Annotated in this window: 17 protein-coding genes, 1 tRNA gene and 1 pseudogene; 13 read left to right on the forward strand and 6 right to left on the reverse strand. The window is 60.9% G+C overall.

What is annotated here, in order from left to right; translation table 11 throughout:
• Positions 1 to 120 precede the first annotated feature (120 nt).
• The 5 genes from RG540_RS01860 (at position 121) to RG540_RS01880 (ending at position 4,358) form a co-directional block, all read left to right on the forward strand.
• The gene (locus RG540_RS01860; protein WP_038584039.1) at positions 121 to 597 is read left to right on the forward strand and encodes a hypothetical protein; all 477 of its coding nucleotides are present in this window, start codon (positions 121 to 123) and stop codon (positions 595 to 597) included.
• 327 nt (positions 598 to 924) lie between these two features.
• Entirely contained in the window at positions 925 to 1,281 is a 357-nt protein-coding gene (locus tag RG540_RS01865) for a hypothetical protein (protein WP_157884562.1), read from the forward strand.
• Positions 1,278 to 1,922, forward strand: coding sequence for a hypothetical protein (locus RG540_RS01870; RefSeq protein WP_038584044.1), 645 nt, complete (start codon positions 1,278 to 1,280; stop codon positions 1,920 to 1,922). Before RG540_RS01865 ends, RG540_RS01870 begins: the two co-directional genes overlap by 4 nt.
• Positions 1,923 to 2,024: 102 nt before the next feature.
• On the forward strand, positions 2,025 to 3,212 hold the full coding sequence (locus RG540_RS01875) for an AlbA family DNA-binding domain-containing protein (protein WP_038584046.1): 1,188 nt from the start codon (positions 2,025 to 2,027) through the stop codon (positions 3,210 to 3,212).
• A gap of 216 nt (positions 3,213 to 3,428) precedes the next feature.
• Positions 3,429 to 4,358 (forward strand): hypothetical protein, encoded by a 930-nt coding sequence (locus RG540_RS01880; RefSeq protein ID WP_038584048.1) that lies wholly within the window; start codon positions 3,429 to 3,431, stop codon positions 4,356 to 4,358.
• Between the two features lie 141 nt (positions 4,359 to 4,499).
• Here the strand turns inward: RG540_RS01880 and RG540_RS01885 are convergent.
• Positions 4,500 to 4,584, reverse strand: a tRNA-Leu gene (locus RG540_RS01885).
• A gap of 284 nt (positions 4,585 to 4,868) precedes the next feature.
• On the opposite strand from RG540_RS01885, the gene RG540_RS01890 reads away from it, so the two are divergent.
• Complete coding sequence (locus RG540_RS01890; protein ID WP_038584051.1) at positions 4,869 to 6,503, forward strand: AMP-binding protein; 1,635 nt, start codon at positions 4,869 to 4,871, stop codon at positions 6,501 to 6,503.
• A 14-nt stretch (positions 6,504 to 6,517) separates the two neighbouring features.
• Here RG540_RS01890 and RG540_RS01895 read toward each other — a convergent pair whose 3' ends face one another.
• The 4 genes from RG540_RS01895 to RG540_RS01910 form a co-directional block, all read right to left on the reverse strand.
• Positions 6,518 to 7,744 (reverse strand): GNAT family N-acetyltransferase, encoded by a 1,227-nt coding sequence (locus tag RG540_RS01895; RefSeq protein WP_244446654.1) that lies wholly within the window; start codon positions 7,742 to 7,744, stop codon positions 6,518 to 6,520.
• Between the two features lie 53 nt (positions 7,745 to 7,797).
• Complete coding sequence (locus RG540_RS01900; RefSeq protein WP_275451994.1) at positions 7,798 to 9,219, reverse strand: lipopolysaccharide biosynthesis protein; 1,422 nt, start codon at positions 9,217 to 9,219, stop codon at positions 7,798 to 7,800.
• A gap of 102 nt (positions 9,220 to 9,321) precedes the next feature.
• Positions 9,322 to 10,782: an MFS transporter gene (locus RG540_RS01905; protein WP_051909217.1), complete on the reverse strand. Its 1,461-nt coding sequence runs from the start codon at positions 10,780 to 10,782 to the stop codon at positions 9,322 to 9,324.
• Positions 10,779 to 11,033 (reverse strand): DUF2798 domain-containing protein, encoded by a 255-nt coding sequence (locus RG540_RS01910; RefSeq protein WP_038584057.1) that lies wholly within the window; start codon positions 11,031 to 11,033, stop codon positions 10,779 to 10,781. Before RG540_RS01910 ends, RG540_RS01905 begins: the two co-directional genes overlap by 4 nt.
• Before the next feature lie 129 nt (positions 11,034 to 11,162).
• On the opposite strand from RG540_RS01910, the gene RG540_RS01915 reads away from it, so the two are divergent.
• Positions 11,163 to 12,068: a LysR family transcriptional regulator gene (locus RG540_RS01915; RefSeq protein ID WP_038584059.1), complete on the forward strand. Its 906-nt coding sequence runs from the start codon at positions 11,163 to 11,165 to the stop codon at positions 12,066 to 12,068.
• 78 nt (positions 12,069 to 12,146) lie between these two features.
• Here RG540_RS01915 and secA read toward each other — a convergent pair whose 3' ends face one another.
• Positions 12,147 to 14,858: a preprotein translocase subunit SecA gene (secA, locus tag RG540_RS01920; RefSeq protein WP_038584061.1), complete on the reverse strand. Its 2,712-nt coding sequence runs from the start codon at positions 14,856 to 14,858 to the stop codon at positions 12,147 to 12,149.
• A gap of 255 nt (positions 14,859 to 15,113) precedes the next feature.
• On the opposite strand from secA, the gene RG540_RS01925 reads away from it, so the two are divergent.
• From RG540_RS01925 to RG540_RS01950, 6 genes and pseudogenes are all read left to right on the forward strand, one after another.
• Positions 15,114 to 15,983, forward strand: coding sequence for a peptidylprolyl isomerase (locus RG540_RS01925; protein WP_046599492.1), 870 nt, complete (start codon positions 15,114 to 15,116; stop codon positions 15,981 to 15,983).
• A gap of 63 nt (positions 15,984 to 16,046) precedes the next feature.
• Complete coding sequence (gene argJ, locus RG540_RS01930) at positions 16,047 to 17,288, forward strand: bifunctional glutamate N-acetyltransferase/amino-acid acetyltransferase ArgJ (RefSeq protein ID WP_038584063.1); 1,242 nt, start codon at positions 16,047 to 16,049, stop codon at positions 17,286 to 17,288.
• Positions 17,257 to 18,077: pseudogene (locus RG540_RS01935) on the forward strand (GNAT family N-acetyltransferase). Before argJ ends, RG540_RS01935 begins: the two are co-directional and overlap by 32 nt.
• Positions 18,074 to 18,487 carry an 8-oxo-dGTP diphosphatase MutT gene (gene mutT / locus RG540_RS01940; protein ID WP_038584067.1) on the forward strand — a complete coding sequence of 138 codons (414 nt, stop codon included), beginning with the start codon at positions 18,074 to 18,076 and terminating at the stop codon, positions 18,485 to 18,487. Before RG540_RS01935 ends, mutT begins: the two are co-directional and overlap by 4 nt.
• A gap of 107 nt (positions 18,488 to 18,594) precedes the next feature.
• Positions 18,595 to 18,915, forward strand: a complete 321-nt coding sequence (locus tag RG540_RS01945) for a hypothetical protein (RefSeq protein ID WP_038584069.1) — start codon at positions 18,595 to 18,597, stop codon at positions 18,913 to 18,915.
• Between the two features lie 47 nt (positions 18,916 to 18,962).
• Positions 18,963 to 19,136 carry a Flp family type IVb pilin gene (locus RG540_RS01950; RefSeq protein WP_038584071.1) on the forward strand — a complete coding sequence of 58 codons (174 nt, stop codon included), beginning with the start codon at positions 18,963 to 18,965 and terminating at the stop codon, positions 19,134 to 19,136.
• Positions 19,137 to 19,144: the final 8 nt, after the last annotated feature.

Consider the following 19,144-nt stretch of genomic DNA (forward strand, 5'->3'; position numbering starts at 1 on the left):
AGCCAATTCAAAAGAGGGAAATAGGCGGGAGGAATAGAGACGTTATTGACCTTCTCCTTCTCGAAGGAGCGTTGAAAGATAAGCTGATGAGCCGGGACTCGGGTTGAATCGGAACTGACGATGGAAAATTTCGAAGAAACGACAACGGCCGACCTGCTGAAAATCCATGCGTCGATCATAGAAGAATTGCGAAATAGGAAGATTCTCCGCAGCGCCAACAGCCCCACAGGTGATTTGGCTGAGTACCTTTTCTGCGCCGCATTCGGCTGGGATCAGGCTTTAAATTCGATGAAGGCTCTCGATGCCGTGGACACGGCCGGGGTTCGATATCAGATCAAAGGGCGTAGGATGCACCAGCGGAACAAATCCCGGCAACTTTCCGTCATCCGGGACCTGGAAGGCTTCGATGTCCTTGCCGCCGTGCTATTTGATGATGATTACAAAATCGTGCGCGCCGCGCTCATCCCGGCCGCTGTCGTGAAAGAGAAGGCAGTCTACATCGGACGCACGAATAGCCATAAGTTCATGCTCAAGGACGTGATCTGGGATGTTCCGGATGTCCTCGACGTCACCGCGCAATTGAGGGCAGTGCCCTAAGCAACGCCCGTAGCGGCGACGATCAGCCGTACGAAGATGAGCGACGCCCGGGTTCATTGGTTGCAGCGGCGAAGGCAGCTTGCGATCTGTTCTCGAATAAGAACAAGACAATTCGGGAGAAGATGGTTCTCAACCAAAGGGGGTGATTGTCGGCGGTTGATGAGTGAAGTACAACTCTTTCTGTGGACGCAAAGAGGGTAGCCGATGCGAGGGCGAGTTGCCACAGGTCTGAAAACACTCTTTCTTTCCGTCACCTTTATCGCTGAGCTTTGCGCTCCGGCCGAAGCGGCCTGTTGGTCAGCGTTGAGAAGTCCGGAATGGCATCGGATGGCTGAATCCATTGCAACCATAAAGCTTTGCGAGGAGCTTCCCGGCGGCCCAGATCGGACCAAGAAGTTTGAGGTCACCGCCGTTGACGTTTGCACAGCAGCGAATGGAGTTTCAGTCACCGCGAAAGCGTCGCTGACTTGCGAGGCAAGTTCGGGAGCCTTTTTCAAAACACCGCCATTGGATGGGAAGGTCGTTGCCACGGTAACACTTGATATGGGGGCGTGCCGGATCACAGAATCGAATATCGAGATCAGTGGCGAAGTCGGCGGCCTCTTATCATCGCTGCCACAAACTCAGCAGTTTGCGCGCTCCTGGGCACAATATAGGCTCTCTCGCTTCTGCGGGCTTCAATGACTCAATCAACGTTGCGAACGATCTGGATAACAGCAGCTCTGCTAATACTTGTGTTCATTTTCAACATGCACAGCGGAACTCAGAAGTCCGATTTTGCTCTCGTCATAAAGCTCCCTATCGAATTCAAGGCGACTGAAAAGATCACGCCGGTTGGATATGCGCTGCATGGTCTTCGGATGATCGCGTTGTTCTTCTGGACGATTCCATTCCTGGCTTGGGTCCATGCGAAAGGAGAGTCCGGTTCAGCTGCGGCGGCTTTTCCCTTCCGTTTGCTCGACGTCGTACCTGCCAGCAGAGCTGGCATTGTTGTTCAAGTTCTTGCGTTCTTGCCATTAATCGTCGCTCCCTTCGTATCAGCCTTTCACTTTTGGCAGATCATCGAATGCGGGAAGGTATGCCGTTCGGACCCTGCAGAGCCCTGCTTGGGAATTTGGGCCCGACCGGTTACATCGGGTGGATTATGGAATCATACATACCGGCTGACCGATGGGACCTCTAACAATGGCCCGTCGTATGAACCCGTTGTCGAGCCGATTCTTGCATTGACGCTGCTCGCGGTGGCGCTTGGATTTGTAGTCCTGTTGCTGACGGAAATGTACAGAGCGCAAATGCGGCCAGTCACCGCGAGCGAGACCTCGTGAGGTACTCGCTGTCACCGACAGTCCTGTTTGCTGGCAATCCTGGGGACCGGGGCAGCAGAGCGACAGCTATCAATCAGAGCCATATAGAGGACCGAAATCCCAATGTCGCTACGAGCGGTTCCCTTCAGCAAGCTATCGGAAGCAGAAATCCAACGTCTGCTTGACTATGGCGTCGGCGAGTCGATCCATCTCGACTACAAGCGCCAAAATTACGAGACCTCGGAAGGTGATCGTAAAGAGTTCTTGAAAGACATTTCGTCTATGGCGAACACCTTAGGCGGCGATTTAGTCATAGGCCTCTCCGAGGCCGACGGCCTTCCTCAGTCTATAATCCCGTTGGTTGGGGATCGTGACAAGGATGTGCAACGCCTGGAACAGCTCGCCCTCCATGGGCTTGAGCCTCGTATTCGCAATTTGCAAATAAAACCCATCCCTTTGGCGGCGGGAGGTTACCTCATTGTGGTCCGCGTCCCTCGAAGCTATGTGGCTCCGCATAGGGTCATCCTCGGGAATAGTGCTCGATTCTATGCACGAGCAGGTACGACAACATATGAACCGAACGTTGACCAGCTACGCCAGATGTTCACTGCAGCGCCGCTGATTGCGGAAAAGATCAAAGCCTTCCACGTGGATCGCTTGATCAAGATTACGGGCGATGAAACACCGATTGCTATGAATGCTGCTGGCAAATTGGTGATCCACGTCGTTCCCTTTCCCGCGTTCACCGACGGCTCAATGATGGACCTAATTGCGAGGCTCAGCGCTGGAACGCATGTTCCGGTTCCACCAGATGGAGTCGGGCAGCTAACTCGGCAGTCGGTGAACCTGGATGGGTACCTGAATTATACGAGCACCGGCTCGCACAGTGACGCTCGAACGGCATACGCACAGTTCTTTCGAAATGGCGTTATCGAAGGCGTTGCCGACCTACGAAGTGATGATGGATCGTCATCACGTTTCGTTGGCGTTCCATTTGTCCGATTGGTCGTCGACAAAGTGCGGCAATATCTGGCCACGGCTGATCACTATGACATGGGCTTACCCGCTTATGTCTTCCTCTCATTATGCAATGCGTCGAACATCGTTTATCGTTACCCGGGACCTGAAGGCGGATTTCAGGACACCAATCCACTTGGACGGGAAATCATCGCCCTACCGGAAATCTACGTCGATAGTTTTGACGTCGACGTAGCAAAGGCGATGCGTCCTGCGTTCAATGTGCTCTGGAACGCGTTTGGTCACTATCAATGCGATGTCTACAACGCCAACGGTGAAATCCCCGCGTCCTGATCAATGGCAAACGGTCGCAGATCACTTTTCAAAGTACGACAATCTCAGTTTCAACGGCCATCTACGGTTCGTTGGATAAGACTTGCCTGCGTAACCACGGAGGCTTCCGTATCCAATTATTGGATACGCTTTTAATGTACCGCTGATGGTGGGCCTACAACGCGCCTTGTAGTTTGCAACGCTGATCCAAATCCTAGGTCAACCGAAAGGACGTCCATGGATTACTTACCCCACCCCGCTCGAACTCAGTTTATCCCAGCCGCTGGGCTCGAACGCTCAACTCAAGCGAAAGCAGCCATCGAGAAGAACATTGCCGTTACCGATCCCAGGTTGAACCGCCAACGCGAAGTTATAGCGAAATGGATGGCCGCTTCGGAACAGTCGGGCGCGACCGAGGACCAAGTCGCGGACATGAAGGCTCGCGCCAAAATTTTGGAAAAGATCGCGGAGCCTGTTCTGCACAGCGACGAGTGCTCGATCTTCGACGTATCGGCCTTGATACCGAAGTTAGCAAAAAACGATGTCTCGGCCTTTAGTCTCCGTAACCTGGTGCTGCCGGGCGATAAAACCATCTACATTCATCTTGGTCGCCAAGCGGCGCTGGTCGTCGACCAGAATGAGGACCTATATTTTGAAGGCGCTTACATCACACAAGTCGACAATGAGATCGGCGATAACGAAGTCAGCACGTTCAGAATTGCGCTCGTATTCAGTGATCCTGAATTTGGAGTGCTGGCCTTCGACCGTCCAATCGGCCAGACGCTGAAGCGGAACACAGACTTCGTCCGGTTTGAGATCAAGCACACCAACAGCGTTCAAAAGAGCTTTGCCAGCATGGCCCAAAACGGGTTGACGGAAGAAAGCCAGATTTTAACCGCCCCGTTGAACGTCTATCGCATGGCTTATGATCTTGTCGTCAGATCGATGATCTATCTCGGTCTTGAAGGGCGTGACCTGGAATTGGGCTTCTTCACCGGCGCTCCGGACAAGCAGGTCCGGAAGGCGTTGAAAGGCGATGAAAATGCTAGGCGGTATCTTTTCGAGAACGGCTTTCCAGCCGTGCAGTTTGTCGGCCGAAACATCGGGCCGGTCTCGGACCTTTCGGAGCCCGATTGGCGTTCTGAACCATTTGGCTTTCGGATTTAGAGGGTTCTGCGGTTTAAGCCGCGAATCGGCCGGGGAAAGTTGTTATGGGGCATCCGCCCCCTAAGACCATTCCTGGGGAAATTCGTTAGGGGCCGCACCAGCGCGGGAAGTCCGCAACCATATCAAAGCTTCCAGGAGATGTGGTGCCCCGTGCCGGAATCGAACCAGCACTCCTCTCGGAACCTGATTTTGAGTCAGGCGCGTCTACCAATTCCGCCAACGGGGCACTTGGGTAGCGGTATGCGCTCTATCACGGGGCTGCACCGGCATGCAAGGGTGAAGTGAGGTTGCAATCTCACATGCCTCGCAGCTGCGAGATTGTCCCGGATCAAGGCCGCTTGATGTCGTTTTTCCCGATCCCCGGCGGCAGATCGCCGTCTTTGGCGCCTCCCGGAACATGCGCGCCGCCTGGGCCTCCGGAGGCCGCCATATCAGGTCCCCTCCCGTGTCCCCCTTGTATTTTAAGCATCCCGGATGTTAGCTGGTGCAGCAAAAATAGAAGCGCTGCCCATGAAACTGCCTGCCCGCACCTCCTATGAAGACCTTTTTCGCGATTTCGCCTGGGAGATCCCGCAGCGATTCAACATGGGGGAAGCGGTCAGCGATGCCTGGGCGGAGAAATTTCCGGGTCGCATCTGTCTCCAGCATTTCAGCCCGGATGGCGCTCATCGGGCTCTGACCTATGGCGAGCTGTCCGGGCGATCCGCCTCGCTTGCGAACGCCTTTGTCGCGCTCGGCCTGAAGCCCGGCGACCGCGTCGCACTTCTTCTGCCGCAGAGTTTCGAGACGGTGATCGCGCATGTGGCGATCTACAAGATGGGTGGCATCGCCCTGCCGCTGGCGCTTCTGTTCGGGGCCGAGGCGCTGGAATATCGGCTGAAAGCATCAGGTGCGACGGCGATCGTCACCAATCCCTTCGGCCTGTCGCGGCTGGCAGCCTTAAGCGAAAAGCTGCCGGAGTTGCGGCATGTGATCGTCACTGGAGATACGCCGCCCGGCGACGGCCTGCTGGCGCTCGATGCGCTGATCGCCGCCCATCCTCCGGTGTTCGAGGTCGTTGACAGCGGTCCGGACGATCCGGCGCTGATGATTTTTACCTCCGGCACGACCGGCCCGCCGAAGGCGGCGCTGCACGGCCATCGGGTGCTGGCCGGCCATATTCCGGGTTTCCAGCTGGCGCATGAATTCGCACCGCAACAAGGGGACCGGATCTGGACGCCGTCGGACTGGGCCTGGGCGGGCGGCCTGCTCAATGTGCTGATGCCGGCGCTGATGCTCGGCATTCCGGTCGTGTCCTCGCCGGCCCAAAAGTTCGATGCGGACATGGCTTTCCGCATCATGAGCGAGATGGATGTGCGCAACGCCTTCATTCCGCCGACGGCGCTCAGACTCTTGAAATCCATCGAAAACCCGCTCGAAAAATACGATCTCAAGCTGCGGACGATCGCGTCCGCCGGCGAGGCGCTCGGCCGCGAGACCTATGACTGGGCGAAGGCGGCGCTGGGGCTGACGGTCAACGAGTTCTACGGCCAGACCGAATGCAATTTCGTGCTGTCCTCGGCCGCCAATCTCGGCGTGTCGCGGGGCGGGGCGATCGGGCGGGCGGTGCCCGGCCATCATGTGGCGGTGATCGACGGCAGGGGCATCGAGCTTCCGGCCGGCAAGATGGGGCAGATCGCCATCCGCCGTCCGGACCCGGTGATGTTCCTCGGCTACTGGAACGACGAGGCGGCGACGGAAGCGAAGTTCGTCGGCGACTGGCTGATCACCGGTGATCTCGGCCGGAAGGACCCTGACGGTTATGTGGAATTCGTCGGGCGGGACGACGACGTCATCACGTCGTCCGGTTATCGCATTGGGCCGAGCGAGATCGAGGATTGCCTGACGGGTCATCCGGCGGTGCGGCTGGCGGCCGTGGTCGGCAAGCCTGACCCGATCCGCACCGAGATCGTCAAGGCCTATATCGCGCTCGCGCCCGGCTATCGTCCGAGCGACGAGCTGGCTCTGGAGATCCGTGACTGGGTGAAGACGCGGCTGTCGATGCACGAATATCCGCGCGAGGTCGCCTTCGTCGACGATATCCCGCTGACGACCAGCGGCAAGGTCATCCGCCGTCTGCTGCGCGACAAGGCGGCTGCCGAGTGATCGCTACGGGTTGATTATTCCGAACGGCCGGCGAGCGACATGATCTTCTCGCGCAGCATGCGGGCCATGTTGCGGGTGTTGCGGTAGAGGTGAAGCTGGGCTGCCACCTGGCGCACGTCGCGGTCGCCGTTCTGGCGCAGGCCGATCACCAGCGTGCCCATTTCCTCGCGCTCTTCCCAGAAGCGGCTCATAATCGGATGGTCCGGAACCGCACAACTGTCGGTGCGCACGATGTTGGCGTCTTCGAGATGCCATTCGGTCAGCTTCACCATCAGCAGCTTGCCGGGCGAGAACTGGGAAAAGCTCTCGTCGTAGGCGGTTTTCCACGTATAGGCCTCGCCGGCCATGATGAAGACGATGAGCGAAGCGATCGCGCGGCCGTCGAAATCGATGGTGTGGATGCGGACCGCGTCGATTTCCGCCAGGTTGGTGATCGCTTCGCGGGCGAAGGCGGCGCGGTAGCGGTCGTTGATCAGGGCCGAGCGTTTGCGGCCCTTCCAGCCCTTGGCTTCGAGCGCCAGGAATTCCTCCATCCGCAACCGGATCTCTTCCGGCTGGCGGGCGACCGAATAGCTGAGCGAGCCCTTGTTGCCGAGATTGCGCCAGAGACGGCGCATTTCGCGGTAGTGGTGCGACGAGATCGAGTGCTTGAGATAGGCCTCGCCGTCGAGCATGCTTTCGAGCATCGGTCGGAGATGAGGATCGGTGACGGCCACCGGCAGGTTGCGGCCGATCGCGACCGCTTTGGCGAGCTGCGCGAACGGACCGGCGAGCCTGACGTCCGGCATCACCAGCACGGAGGGGAGGCGGGCTTCGCGCATGCTGAGCGCGTCGAAAAGATTGTCGATCGTCTCGGCTGAATCTTCCGCGTCGACGAGCGGCGTGCCGATCGGTCCGAAGGGGTTGGCCCAGGCGCGGATGATCGAGGCGCCGACGGAAAAGCCCGGCTTTTCGACCGTGAACGGCATCAGCAGCCGCATGCGGCTGCGCGCACCGATCTCGTCGCGGATCAGCGCCAGGCGCACCTGCTTGTCCTCGACCCTCGGCATGGCGGGGGCGAGCAGCCGGGCCGAAAAGAAGATGTTCGGCTCCAGCGCGCGGTTGGAGAGGAATTCGAGCTCTTCCTGCAGGTCGTAACCGAAGGCGGCGGGATAGAGGCAGAGTTCGCGACCGGGCCGGCCGACCTGGAGATGGGTATCTGCATCCGGTCGCTCGGCGCGGAACGCCTGAACCATGCTCATCCGGCCGCCGCCATTGCCTTCGAATTCGCTGCTGAACGGAGGTTGCGCCATGATCAGGAAGCCTTTGAAGGAGCAGAGGGCGTCGGATCGGCAAAGGCGAAGAGCACGATGCCGAGCGTGCGCCGGACTGCGATATGCAACAGGATCGCCTCGATCATCATCGCCGACGCCGTCGCCATGGCGGCACCCGTCAGGCCGAAGCGGGGGATCAGCGCGATATTGAGGCCGATGCTCGCCAAAAGCGTCACGCCGTAGAGCAGCACGCAGAGTTTCTGGCGGCCGGCCATGCTGAGCAGGACCTCGCCTGGCCCCACCATCGATTTGGCGAGGATGCCGCAAAACAGGATTGCCATCAGCCAGTAGCCGGCCGTGAACGCGCTGCCGAACAGCGACAGAAGCAGTTCGCCGGAAGCGAGCGCCATAAGCCCGACGGCAAGCGACGGCCAGAAACTCCAGCGCGCGGTCTGGCCGGCAAAGGCGGCCAGCGCCGTCATGTCCTCCTCCGCCATGATCGCGGAAAAGCGGGGGCCGGCGGCAGCCTTGATCGAGAAGTAGACGAATTGGACGAGCACGATCGTTTTTGCCGCGGCATAATAGATGCCGACCTGGTCCGGCGGCAGGTAAAGGCCGACAACGACGACGTCCGCATTGGTCAGCAGGAAGCCGATGCCGTCGACAAGGAAGAGCGGCAGCGAATAGCGGAACCAGGCGCCCATTTCGAACTGCATCGGGCCAGGGCCGTAAAGCCGGCGCAGGCGCAGCGTCAGGCGCAGAAGCTGCGAGAGCGTCGTGACATAGGTTGCCGCAAGGGCTGCCTGCATGGCGGTGACGGCCGTGTGGTCGGCGCCGAACCAGAGTGCGGCCAGCATGAACACGAGGATCAGGGTCGGGCGGATCAGGTAGGTGGGGCTCAGCGCCGTCACCGTCCAACCGTTCGAGCGCGCGGTGCCGTCGAGCACGTCGCCGAGCGCGATCATCGGTATGGTGAAGAAGGCGAGCGACACCGGCACGAGGTAATAGGCCTCGACCGTGTGGCCGTAGGCATGCAGGAACAGGAAACCGAGGCCGGCCACCGTGCTTGCCGAGATGAGCGCCACCAGGCGGACGGCGAGATTGAGCCCGCGCACCGTCGCCACCTCGTCGCGCGCCTTGTGCTGGTGCAGGAAGCGGATGACGGAGGTGTGGAAGCCGAGGCAGGAGAGATTGCCGGCGAGCACGACCAGAACCCAGACGAAAGCGAAGATGCCGTATTCGAACTCGCCCATCAGCCGGGCGAGCACGATTTGCGATACGAAGGCGATGGCGGCGCTGAAGACGCGGATCACGAAGGCAATCAGGGCACGGCGCTGGGCGCGGGCCGTCTCGTCGTCGTCGGTGAGGATCGATTCGAGCTTGCGGGTCAGCGGTGCCAGCCGGGTCCTCAGACCAGGCGGAAGCAATCTTTCCGCTGTTTCGATAACCGCCATGATGGGCACGCAATACTCGTAACGACGACGGGAACAATGGGCAAAAGTGTTGCCACAGCAGGGTTAAGAAAGGGTTCGCCCAGGCGTCGATGGCTTCACGAACTGTGAACTTCAAGGCTCCCTGGAAGAACGGGTCAAAAGGTTGCGGACGGCCGGAACAACCTGGTGAACGGCGGCAATGGCGAGTGCGACGGCAATCATCCCCACGGCAATTGCGAAGGTGAACGACATGCCGGCGGCCACGGCTTGCGGAGGTGCCGTCGCGACATCGCCCGTTCCCGAGGCCATTGCGAACACCGCGCCCATCAGCGAAGCGCCGGTGATGAGGCCGAGATTGCGCGACAGATTAAGCAGGCCGGAAACGACGCCGCGCTGCTGTGCACCGACGTCCACCATGACCGCGGTGTTGTTGGCTGCCTGGAACAGTTGATAACCGGGCGTCAGTACCGCGATGGCAGCGACGTAGCCGCCAATGCCGAACGTTTCGGGAAGCAGGGTGAGGGCAAACGAGCCGGCCAGCATTCCCACGAGACCGATGACGACCGCAGTCCCCGCGCCCAGGCGGTCCACCAGCCGGCCGGCCGGTACGCCGCTGAATGTGGAAACAATCGGGCCGATCGACATGACGAGCCCGACGAAAGCCGCGTCGAGGCCGAGCGAACGCGAAAGATAGAACGGCCCGACCACCAGCGTCGACATCATCACCGCCGAGACAAGCGCGCTGGTTATCAATCCCATGCTCAAGGCTGGATTGCGCAACATCGATAGTCGGATCAGGGGCGACGCCGCTCTCGCTTCGACAAGAACAAACAGGCCGGCTCCGACGGCAGCCAATAGTAGCAGAGCGGCGTTGACTGGACCAGGACTGCCTCGGCCGACCGTCATGGCGAGTGCATAGGCTGCAAGCGTCAGGGCAAGCAGCAGCGTGCCAGAGACGTCGAAGCCGGGTCTTTGGTCCGGTCTTTCTCGGCGAAGATCGTCAGGCAGGTAACGAAAGGCAAGCAGGAGCGCCAGCAGGCCCAACGGCACGTTGATCAGGAAGATCGCCCGCCAGCCGGCGCCGGCGATCAGCAGGCCGCCCAGGGAAGGGCCGAGCGCGGTGCCGATTGCCGACATGGTGCCGAGCAATCCCATGGCCGCGCCGGTGCGTGTCTTTGGAAATAGGTCAGCGACAAAAGCCATGGTGAGCGCCATCATGGCGGCGGCTCCGAGACCTTGTGCTGCTCTTGCAGCGATCAGGATACCCAGCGTCGGAGCAATCCCGCAGGCGATCGAGGCTACCGTGAAAAGGGCAATCCCGGCGAGCAGGAGCCGCCGGCGCCCCGAAATGTCGCCAAGCCGCCCGACGCTGACGATCAGTGTGGTGATTGCGAGAAGATAGGCAAGAACCACCCATTGGACTTGCTGGAAGGAGGCGTCGAATGCCTGCGCCAATGTCGGCAGGCCGACATTGGCGATGCTGGTGCCGAGCGAAGAGAGCAACATCGAGAGCGAAAGAGCGGCGAGCGCCCCACCGAAGGCACCCGCGCGTTCTGCCGGTTGCGTAACCGGATCGTGGGCGGCAGAGGTCATCGTTTTTCGCCCTCCGCCGGTTTCGGGGCCGGTTTCGCGAGGTTGCTGACGATCCGGCGCGCCAGCGGCGCGACAACCAGTACGACCGGAAAAGCGATGATCCAGGAGGGGAGCCATGCTCCCATCCAGATCCCGAAGAAGCCGTCGATCAGCCCCGCGCTGCGGAGCGTGGAAACGCCGGAGATAAGCAGGGACATCATGCAGGAAAGAACAAGGCCGAAAATGACGGGTATCAGTCGTGCGGGTATCATGGGGGAACCTCCAGAAACTGCTGCCCGATGGCTATCTCACGGTCAGGTATGGCGGAAGGCGCATCGTTTGCATCAATTCAATGCATCGGACGCCATCTCATATAGAAGAGCCTGTGTTATGCTGCGCGCATGTCCAGACCCGATCTCAACCTGCTTTTCACCCTCGACGTCCTTTTGGCTGAAGGCAGCGTGGCACGGGCGGCCAAACGGCTACGGCTCAGCCAGTCGGCCATGAGCCGGGCCTTGGCGCGATTGCGTGAGACGACGGGTGATCCGTTGCTGGTGAGGGCCGGCCGAAGTCTCGTGCCAACGCCTCGGGCGATCGAACTGCGCGAACGGGTCGGCGGCCTCGTGCAGGATGCGGAAGCGGTCTTGCGGCCGATCGAGATGCTCGATCTCGGTAAGCTCGTCCGGACATTCACGCTGCGCACCAACGAGGGTTTCGTCGAGAATTTCGGGCCTGGCCTCATCGCTCGTGTCAGCGCGCAGGCGCCCGGCGTGCGGCTGCGTTTCATCCGCAAGCCGGACAAGGACAGCACCTCGCTTCGCGACGGAAGCGTCGATCTGGAAACCGGGGTCGTCGGCACGACGATCGGTCCGGAAGTGCGGGCCCAGGCGCTGTTCCGGGACCGTTTCATCGGCGTCGTGCGCAGCGGGCACCCGCTGGCCGAAGGCGAGATATCGGCTCGGCGATACGCGGCGGGCGATCATATCCTAGTTTCGCGACGGGGGCTCGAAAAGGGGGCGATCGACGAGGCGCTCGCTGCGTCGGGGCTGGAACGGCGGATCGTGACGATCGTCGACGGTTTTGCCACTGCGCTGGTTCTCGCCCAGTCTTCGGATCTGATAGCCAGCATTCCCGAGCGGCACAGCGGCAACCTGCGCGCCGGAATGTTCAGTTTCGCCCTGCCGGTTCCGGTGCCCGAGATCACCGTGTCATTGCTCTGGCATCCGCGCCTGGATGCCGATCCGGCTCACCGGTGGCTGCGGACATCTGTCCGCGAAGTCTGCGCCGGGTCTCCAGCCGAAGGCTGACCTTCCATTCCGGAGGGCGGAAACGACAACGCCGCCCGGCAAGGGCGGCGTTGAAAGGATGGGGTTTTCGCAGAAGCCTCAGGCCTGTTCGAAGGCGCCGTGGCAATGCTTGTATTTCTTGCCGGATCCACAGGGGCAGGCCTCGTTGCGGCCGATCTTGCCCCAGGTGGAGGGATCTTCCGGACGGCGGTCTGCCGGTGCGGCGATGAAGTTCTCGCTGTCGAAGCCGGTGACCTGGTTGAGGCCGGTCGTCGGATCGACATGCTGTTCGTCGTAGATCGCCGGCGGCTGCGGCGGCTCGGGGTTCTGCACCAGCTCGACGCGCATCAGCTGGGAGGTGACCGCCTCGCGCAGGTTGGCAAGCAGCGCCTGGAACAGCTCGAAGGCTTCCGCCTTGTATTCCTGCAGCGGATCACGCTGGGCGTAGCCGCGGAAGCCGATGACCGAGCGCAGGTGGTCGAGATTGACGATATGCTCGCGCCACAGGTGGTCGAGCGTCTGGAGCAGCACGGAGCGCTCCACATAGGTCATGATATCGGCGCCGAAACGCTCCTTGCGCTCGGCCGCGGCCTTGTCGGCAGCCTCGGTGATACGTTCGCGGATATCGGTCTCGCCGATGCCGTCTTCCTTGACCCAGTCTTCGATCGGCAGGTCGAGGTTCAGCATCCGGCCGACGTCTTCGCGAAGGCCTGCGGCATTCCATTGTTCGGCATAGGCGCGTTCGGGAATGTGCTTGGCGACCAGAACCTCGATCACCTCGTTGCGCATGTCCTCGACGGTCTCGGATACGTCTTCCGAATCCATCATCTCGATGCGCTGTTCGAAGATCACCTTGCGCTGGTCGTTGGTGACGTCGTCGTATTTCAGAAGGTTCTTGCGGATGTCGAAGTTGCGGGCTTCGACCTTCTTCTGGGCGCGTTCGAGCGCCTTGTTGATCCACGGATGGACGATTGCTTCGCCTTCCTTGAGGCCGAGCTTCTGCAGCATGCTGTCCATGCGGTCGGAGCCGAAGATGCGCATTAGGTCGTCCTGGAGGGACAGGTAGAATTTCGAACGGCCCGGGTCGCCCTGACGGCCGGAGCGGCCGCGCAGCTGGTTGTCGATGCGGCGGCTTTCGTGGCGCTCGGTGGCGATCACGTAAAGACCGCCGGCGGCAAGCGCCTTCTCCTTGAGCTGCCTGACTTCTTCGCGGCTTGCCGCTTCCAGCGCATCGCGCTCCGGACCCGGCTCCATGCCTTCGAGCTCGCGTTCGAGGCGCATGTCGATATTGCCGCCGAGCTGGATGTCGGTGCCGCGGCCGGCCATGTTGGTGGCGATCGTGACGGCGCCCGGCACACCGGCCTGCGACACGATATAGGCTTCCTGCTCGTGGTAACGGGCGTTCAGGACCTGGAAATTATTGAAGCCCGACTGGCGCAGCATGGTCGCCAGCAGTTCGGATTTTTCGATCGACGTGGTGCCGACCAGGACCGGTTGGCCGCGTTCATGGGCTTGTTTGATCTCTTCGATGATCGCCTTGAACTTTTCGTCGAAGGTCCGGTAGACCTCGTCGTCCTCATCGATACGCTGGATCGGCAGGTTGGTCGGCACTTCGACCACTTCGAGCTTGTAGATATTGCCGAATTCTTCCGCTTCCGTCTGGGCCGTACCGGTCATGCCGGCGAGCTTTCCGTACATGCGGAAATAGTTCTGGAAGGTGATCGAGGAGAGCGTCTGGTTCTCCGGCTGGATCTGCACCTTTTCCTTGGCTTCGAGCGCCTGGTGCTGGCCTTCCGAATAACGGCGGCCGGGCATCATGCGGCCCGTGAATTCGTCGATGATGACGATCTCGTCGTTGCGGACGATGTAGTCCTTGTCGCGGGTGAAGAGCTTGTGGGCCTTCAGCGCGTTGTTGATGTGGTGGACGATCGCGACGTTCTCGACGTCGTAGAGGGATTCGCCCTTCAGTAGGCCCGCCTGACGCAGCAGGTTCTCGAGCTTTTCGGTGCCGACCTCGGAGAAGTTGGCGGAGCGCTGCTTCTCGTCGATCTCGTAGTCTTCCGGCACCAGCGCCGGGATGAAGGCGTCGATCGTGTTGTAGAGTTCCGAACGGTCGTCGAGCGGGCCGGAGATGATCAGCGGCGTGCGCGCCTCGTCGACCAGGATCGAGTCCACTTCGTCGACGATCGCGTAATTGTGGCCGCGCTGGACCATCTGGCTACGCTCGTACTTCATGTTATCGCGCAGATAATCGAAGCCGAGTTCGTTATTGGTGGCGTAGGTGATGTCGCAGGCATAATTGGCATGACGCTCTTCGTCGCTGAGGCCATGGACGATGACGCCGGTGGTCAAGCCCAGGAAGCCGTAGAGCTTGCCCATCGTATGGGCGTCACGCTGGGCGAGGTAGTCGTTGACGGTGACCACATGCACGCCCTTGCCGGCGAGCGCGTTCAGGTAGACCGCCAGCGTCGCCACCAGCGTCTTGCCTTCGCCGGTCTTCATCTCGGCAATCGCGCCATCGTGAAGGATCATGCCGCCGGTCAGCTGCACGTCGAACGGGCGCATGCCGAGCACGCGGCGGGAGGCCTCGCGCACCACGGCGAAGGCCGGGATCATGAGGTCGTCGAGCGTCTTGCCTTCGGAGAGCAGTTTCCTGAACTCGACCGTCTGGGCCGCAAGCTGTTCATCGGAGAGAGCCTTGGTCTTCTCCTCGATAGCATTGATGGCGTCGACAGTCGGCTGGTAGCCGCGCACGCGACGATCGTTAGCCGAACCGAACAATTTGCGGGCGATGCCGCCAAGGCTGACCATACGAATGGTCCTTTCTGAAATCTGTCCCATGGGGGCGCGGGACCGGTCGAACCATCGGTTTCTGATACCGATAAAATGACCTGTCACGCCCGGAAACTCTGCTGGACGCGAAGTTGCGTGACAGATAAGAGGGGGGTCGAATGATGTCAACGGTGGCGGCCGATACAGAATGGCCACAATCCGGTGTTTGTGAAGGTTTTCTGGCCGGAATCAGACGTTCTGAAACCGGTATCCTTAATCGAAAGGTCTTTATCGATGTTGCGCCACAAGTTTCTCATGACGGCCGCGCTGGCCGCCGCGATCCTCTGCCAGGCTCCCGCCTTTGCCGCGGAGGATCCGGTCGTTGCCAAGGTCGGCGACCTCGAAATTCACCAGTCGGAACTGGAGATTGCGGTCCAGAACCTGGACCCGCAGCTTGCCCAGCTTCCGGACGACCAGAAGAAGGTTGCAGCCCTTTCCGGCGCCATCGATGTCAAGCTGCTCGCCAAGGGCGCTCTCGCCGAAGGCATCAAGGACACCCCGGACTTCAAGAAGCGGATGGACTATATCGCCGACCGCGAGCTGCATAACGCCTATTTCCGCAAGCATGTGATCGACGCCACCACCCCGGCAGAGGTCAAGGCCCGTTACGACAAGGAAATCGCTTCCCTGCCGAAGCAGGAAGAAGTGCATGCCCGCCACATCCTCGTAAAGACCGAGGACGAGGCCAAGGCGATCATCGCCGATCTCGACAAGGGCAAGGATTTCGCCGCGATCGCCAAGGAAAAGTCCCAGGATTCCAACAAGGATGAAGGCGGCGATCTCGGCTGGTTCGGCCGCGGCCGCATGGTTCCGGAATTCGAGGAAGTCGCTTTCGCGCTGAAGAAGGGCGAATATTCCAAGACGCCGGTCAAGTCGCAGTTCGGCTATCACGTCATCAAGCTGGAAGACACGCGAGATGCTCCGGCGCCGGCTTTCGATCAGGTCGAGGACCAGGTCAAGCAGCTGGTAATGCGCGACAAATATGTGGCTCTCATCACCAAGGCCAAGAGCGAGCAGAAGATCGACATCAAGGACGCGGCCCTCAAGAAGGGTTATGACGACGTCAGCAAGATGCAGGACGGCAACGTCCCTGCCCAGCAGTAATCATTTTGACGACGGGCCCGGATCTTCCGGGCCCTTTTCCTATTTGAGCCAGGTAGTTTTCCGATGTCCGATTCCGTTTCGCCGCTCGCTCCGAAATCCTATCCCGACATGCCGGCGATCCGCGGCGTGCGGATGGCGACTGCCGCCGCCGGGATCAAGTACAAGAACCGCACCGACGTGCTGCTGATGGTGTTCGACAAGCCCGCGACCGTCGCCGGCGTCTTCACCCGCTCCAAGTGCCCCTCGGCGCCGGTCGATTTCTGCCGCGCCAATCTGTCGCACGGGGTGGCGCGCGCCGTGGTCGTCAATTCCGGCAATGCCAACGCCTTTACCGGCGTCAGGGGCAAGGCTGCGACTGAACTCACCGCCAAGTCGGCCTCCGAGGCGGTCGGCTGCGGCAAGAACGAGGTCTATCTGGCTTCGACCGGGGTGATCGGCGAACCGCTCGACGCGACGAAATTCGCAGGCGTGCTCGGCGACATGAACAGCGGCGCCACCGGCGATTTCTGGCTGGAGGCGGCACGAGCAATCATGACCACCGACACCTATCCGAAGGTCGCGACCCGCACCGCCGAGATCGGCGGCGTCAATGTGACGATCAACGGCATCTCCAAGGGCGCCGGCATGATCGCCCCCGACATGGCGACCATGCTGTCCTTCGTGGCGACCGATGCCGACATCGCGTCGCCGGCACTGCAGAGCCTGCTGTCCGCCGGCGTCGGCCCAAGCTTCAACTCGGTCACCGTCGACAGCGATACCTCGACCTCCGATACGCTGATGCTGTTTGCCACTGGTGCCGCCGCCGAAGATGGCCAGGCCCGCATCGAGACCGCCGACGATCCGCGTCTCGCAAGCTTCCGCGCCGCGCTCAATGACCTGCTCAAGGATCTGGCCCTGCAGGTCGTCCGCGACGGCGAAGGTGCGCGCAAGATGGTCGAGATCACCGTCACTGGCGCCGAAAGCGATGCCGCGGCAAAGGTGATCGCGCTGTCGATCGCCAACTCGCCGCTGGTCAAGACCGCGATCGCCGGCGAAGATGCCAATTGGGGGCGGATCGTCATGGCCGTCGGCAAGTCGGGCGAAATGGCCGACCGCGACCGGCTGGCGATCTGGTTCGGCGACGTGCGCGTCGCCGTCGATGGTGAGCGCGATCCGGCCTATTCCGAAGCAGCGACCACCGCCGTCATGAAGGAACAGGACATTCCGGTGAAGGTCGATATCGGTCTCGGCAGCGGCCGTGCGACCGTCTGGACCTGCGACCTCACCAAGGAATATGTTGCCATCAACGGCGACTACCGGAGCTGACAGGAATTGAACGAAGCATCATCTCCTCAGAACGATCTGCCATTGGTCCGGCGGCTCGAAGCCGTCGGCTTTCGAGCCTGGCCGGCGGCGTCCGTCGTGTATGACGGCAGCTGGCAGGTACGGCTGACCGGCGGTCATCCTTCCAAGCGTTTGAACTGCATCGTGCCGCTCGACCCGTCGGATCATCGCGACATGGCGACGCGGCTCGAGAAGGCGCGCAAGCGGTTCGAGGACTATGGCCGGCCGCTGGTCGTCAGGGAGACGCCGCTTGCCCCTCCGAAGCTCATCGACCACCTCAACGCCGCCGGCTGGCGGGCGTTCGAGACCGTCGACGTCCTGACCGTCAACCTCACCGAACTGGAACTGCCGGACACGCTCGATCACCTGCCGAGCCACGATATCGGCCGGTTCTGCGATGCGAGCCTTGCCATTGACGGCGAGGATGCCGCGCTGAAGCCGGCGCTTGCGGAGATCCTGAGCTCGATCAAGCCGACATCCGGCTTCTTCATCAAGGAGAACCCGCAGGAAGGGGCCGCGGCCGTGGCGCTCTGCGTGCAGGACAACGATCTGGCCGGCATCATCTCTTTTGCTGTCGCGAAGGCACATCGGCGCGAGGGTCTCGGCACCGAGATCCTGTCCTCGGCACTGCGCTGGGCCCGGATCAGCGGTGCTCGGTCGGCCTGGCTGCAGGTGGTCTCGACCAACGAACCGGCGCTGGCGCTCTATCGGAGGTTCGGCTTCCGCAAGGCCTACGAATATCGCTACTGGCGGCAGGAAAGCCGGGCATGAGCGACAACCCCCGCAAGATCCTGCTCGTCGCCGCCTGCGCGCTGATCGATACCGACGGCCGCATCCTTCTGGCGCAACGGCCGGAAGGCAAGTCGCTGGCCGGCCTCTGGGAGTTTCCCGGCGGCAAGGTCGAGCCGGGTGAAACACCGGAGGAGACGCTGGTGCGCGAGCTCGAGGAAGAGCTCGGCATCCAGACCAAGATTCCGTGCCTTGCGCCGCTCACCTTCGCCAGCCACACCTACGAGACCTTCCACCTGCTGATGCCGCTCTATATCTGCCGTCGCTTCGAAGGCATTCCGACGGGGCGGGAAGGGCAGGCGATCAAATGGGTGCGGCCGAACGCGCTGCGGGACTACCCGATGCCGCCGGCCGACGAGCCGCTGATCCCGATCCTGCAGGATCTCCTCTGATCGATAAAATTAGAGCCGCCGAATTCATACGGCGTTAAGGGATCGTTTAGCCGATTGTGGCACCTTCAAGGCTTATCCGGTAACGCGTTGATGAGGCTTTAGAAGGCATGGACGAGGAATTCTGGAAAACTGTGCGGGTCCGTCAGCGGACGACGCATGGCTCCGGCAAAACCGGCGCGCTGAATATCGCACTCCTGTTCGGGACGGCCGCGATCGCTCTTTCGCTGATCGTGACGCCAATGCTCGCCAGCCGCAATGACGAGCGCCGACTGGCGCATGTCCAGGAAGATTTCGACCTGATCAGCACGGGCTCCATCAAGCCCGGCGAAAAGGGCGCAAGACATTATACGATCCGGCGCAGCGTATTGCAGGAAACGCCCGGTTCGGTCTGCATCGTACAGGGTTATGGCATCGGCAGCGACTGCTGACGCCGGGACTTTGAGGCCGGACTCCCATTTGATCCAAAGGTCAGTTCATGCGCCTTTTCAGGTTTCTTCTGAATAATAACAGCGGCGCGACGGCCGTGGAATACGGCCTCATCATCGGGATCATCTCGCTGTCGATGATCGCCGGGTTCACCACCTTTACCGACGCATTGACGAATACGTTCAAAACCATCTCTAACAACATTGACGACCCTGTTCCCTGAATTTGGGT

This window comes from Neorhizobium galegae bv. orientalis str. HAMBI 540 (assembly GCF_000731315.1).
Taxonomy (GTDB): domain Bacteria; phylum Pseudomonadota; class Alphaproteobacteria; order Rhizobiales; family Rhizobiaceae; genus Neorhizobium; species Neorhizobium galegae.

Coding starts and splice junctions, on each gene's coding strand:
- RG540_RS01860 (WP_038584039.1), top strand. CDS start 121: ATGGAAAATTTCGAAGAAACGACAACGGCCGACCTGCTGAAAATCCAT.
- RG540_RS01865 (WP_157884562.1), top strand. CDS start 925: ATGGCTGAATCCATTGCAACCATAAAGCTTTGCGAGGAGCTTCCCGGC.
- RG540_RS01870 (WP_038584044.1), top strand. CDS start 1,278: ATGACTCAATCAACGTTGCGAACGATCTGGATAACAGCAGCTCTGCTA.
- RG540_RS01875 (WP_038584046.1), top strand. CDS start 2,025: ATGTCGCTACGAGCGGTTCCCTTCAGCAAGCTATCGGAAGCAGAAATC.
- RG540_RS01880 (WP_038584048.1), top strand. CDS start 3,429: ATGGATTACTTACCCCACCCCGCTCGAACTCAGTTTATCCCAGCCGCT.
- RG540_RS01890 (WP_038584051.1), top strand. CDS start 4,869: ATGAAACTGCCTGCCCGCACCTCCTATGAAGACCTTTTTCGCGATTTC.
- RG540_RS01895 (WP_244446654.1), bottom strand. CDS start 7,744: ATGAGCATGGTTCAGGCGTTCCGCGCCGAGCGACCGGATGCAGATACC.
- RG540_RS01905 (WP_051909217.1), bottom strand. CDS start 10,782: ATGACCTCTGCCGCCCACGATCCGGTTACGCAACCGGCAGAACGCGCG.
- RG540_RS01910 (WP_038584057.1), bottom strand. CDS start 11,033: ATGATACCCGCACGACTGATACCCGTCATTTTCGGCCTTGTTCTTTCC.
- RG540_RS01915 (WP_038584059.1), top strand. CDS start 11,163: ATGTCCAGACCCGATCTCAACCTGCTTTTCACCCTCGACGTCCTTTTG.
- secA (WP_038584061.1), bottom strand. CDS start 14,858: ATGGTCAGCCTTGGCGGCATCGCCCGCAAATTGTTCGGTTCGGCTAAC.
- RG540_RS01925 (WP_046599492.1), top strand. CDS start 15,114: ATGTTGCGCCACAAGTTTCTCATGACGGCCGCGCTGGCCGCCGCGATC.
- argJ (WP_038584063.1), top strand. CDS start 16,047: ATGTCCGATTCCGTTTCGCCGCTCGCTCCGAAATCCTATCCCGACATG.
- mutT (WP_038584067.1), top strand. CDS start 18,074: ATGAGCGACAACCCCCGCAAGATCCTGCTCGTCGCCGCCTGCGCGCTG.
- RG540_RS01945 (WP_038584069.1), top strand. CDS start 18,595: ATGGACGAGGAATTCTGGAAAACTGTGCGGGTCCGTCAGCGGACGACG.
- RG540_RS01950 (WP_038584071.1), top strand. CDS start 18,963: ATGCGCCTTTTCAGGTTTCTTCTGAATAATAACAGCGGCGCGACGGCC.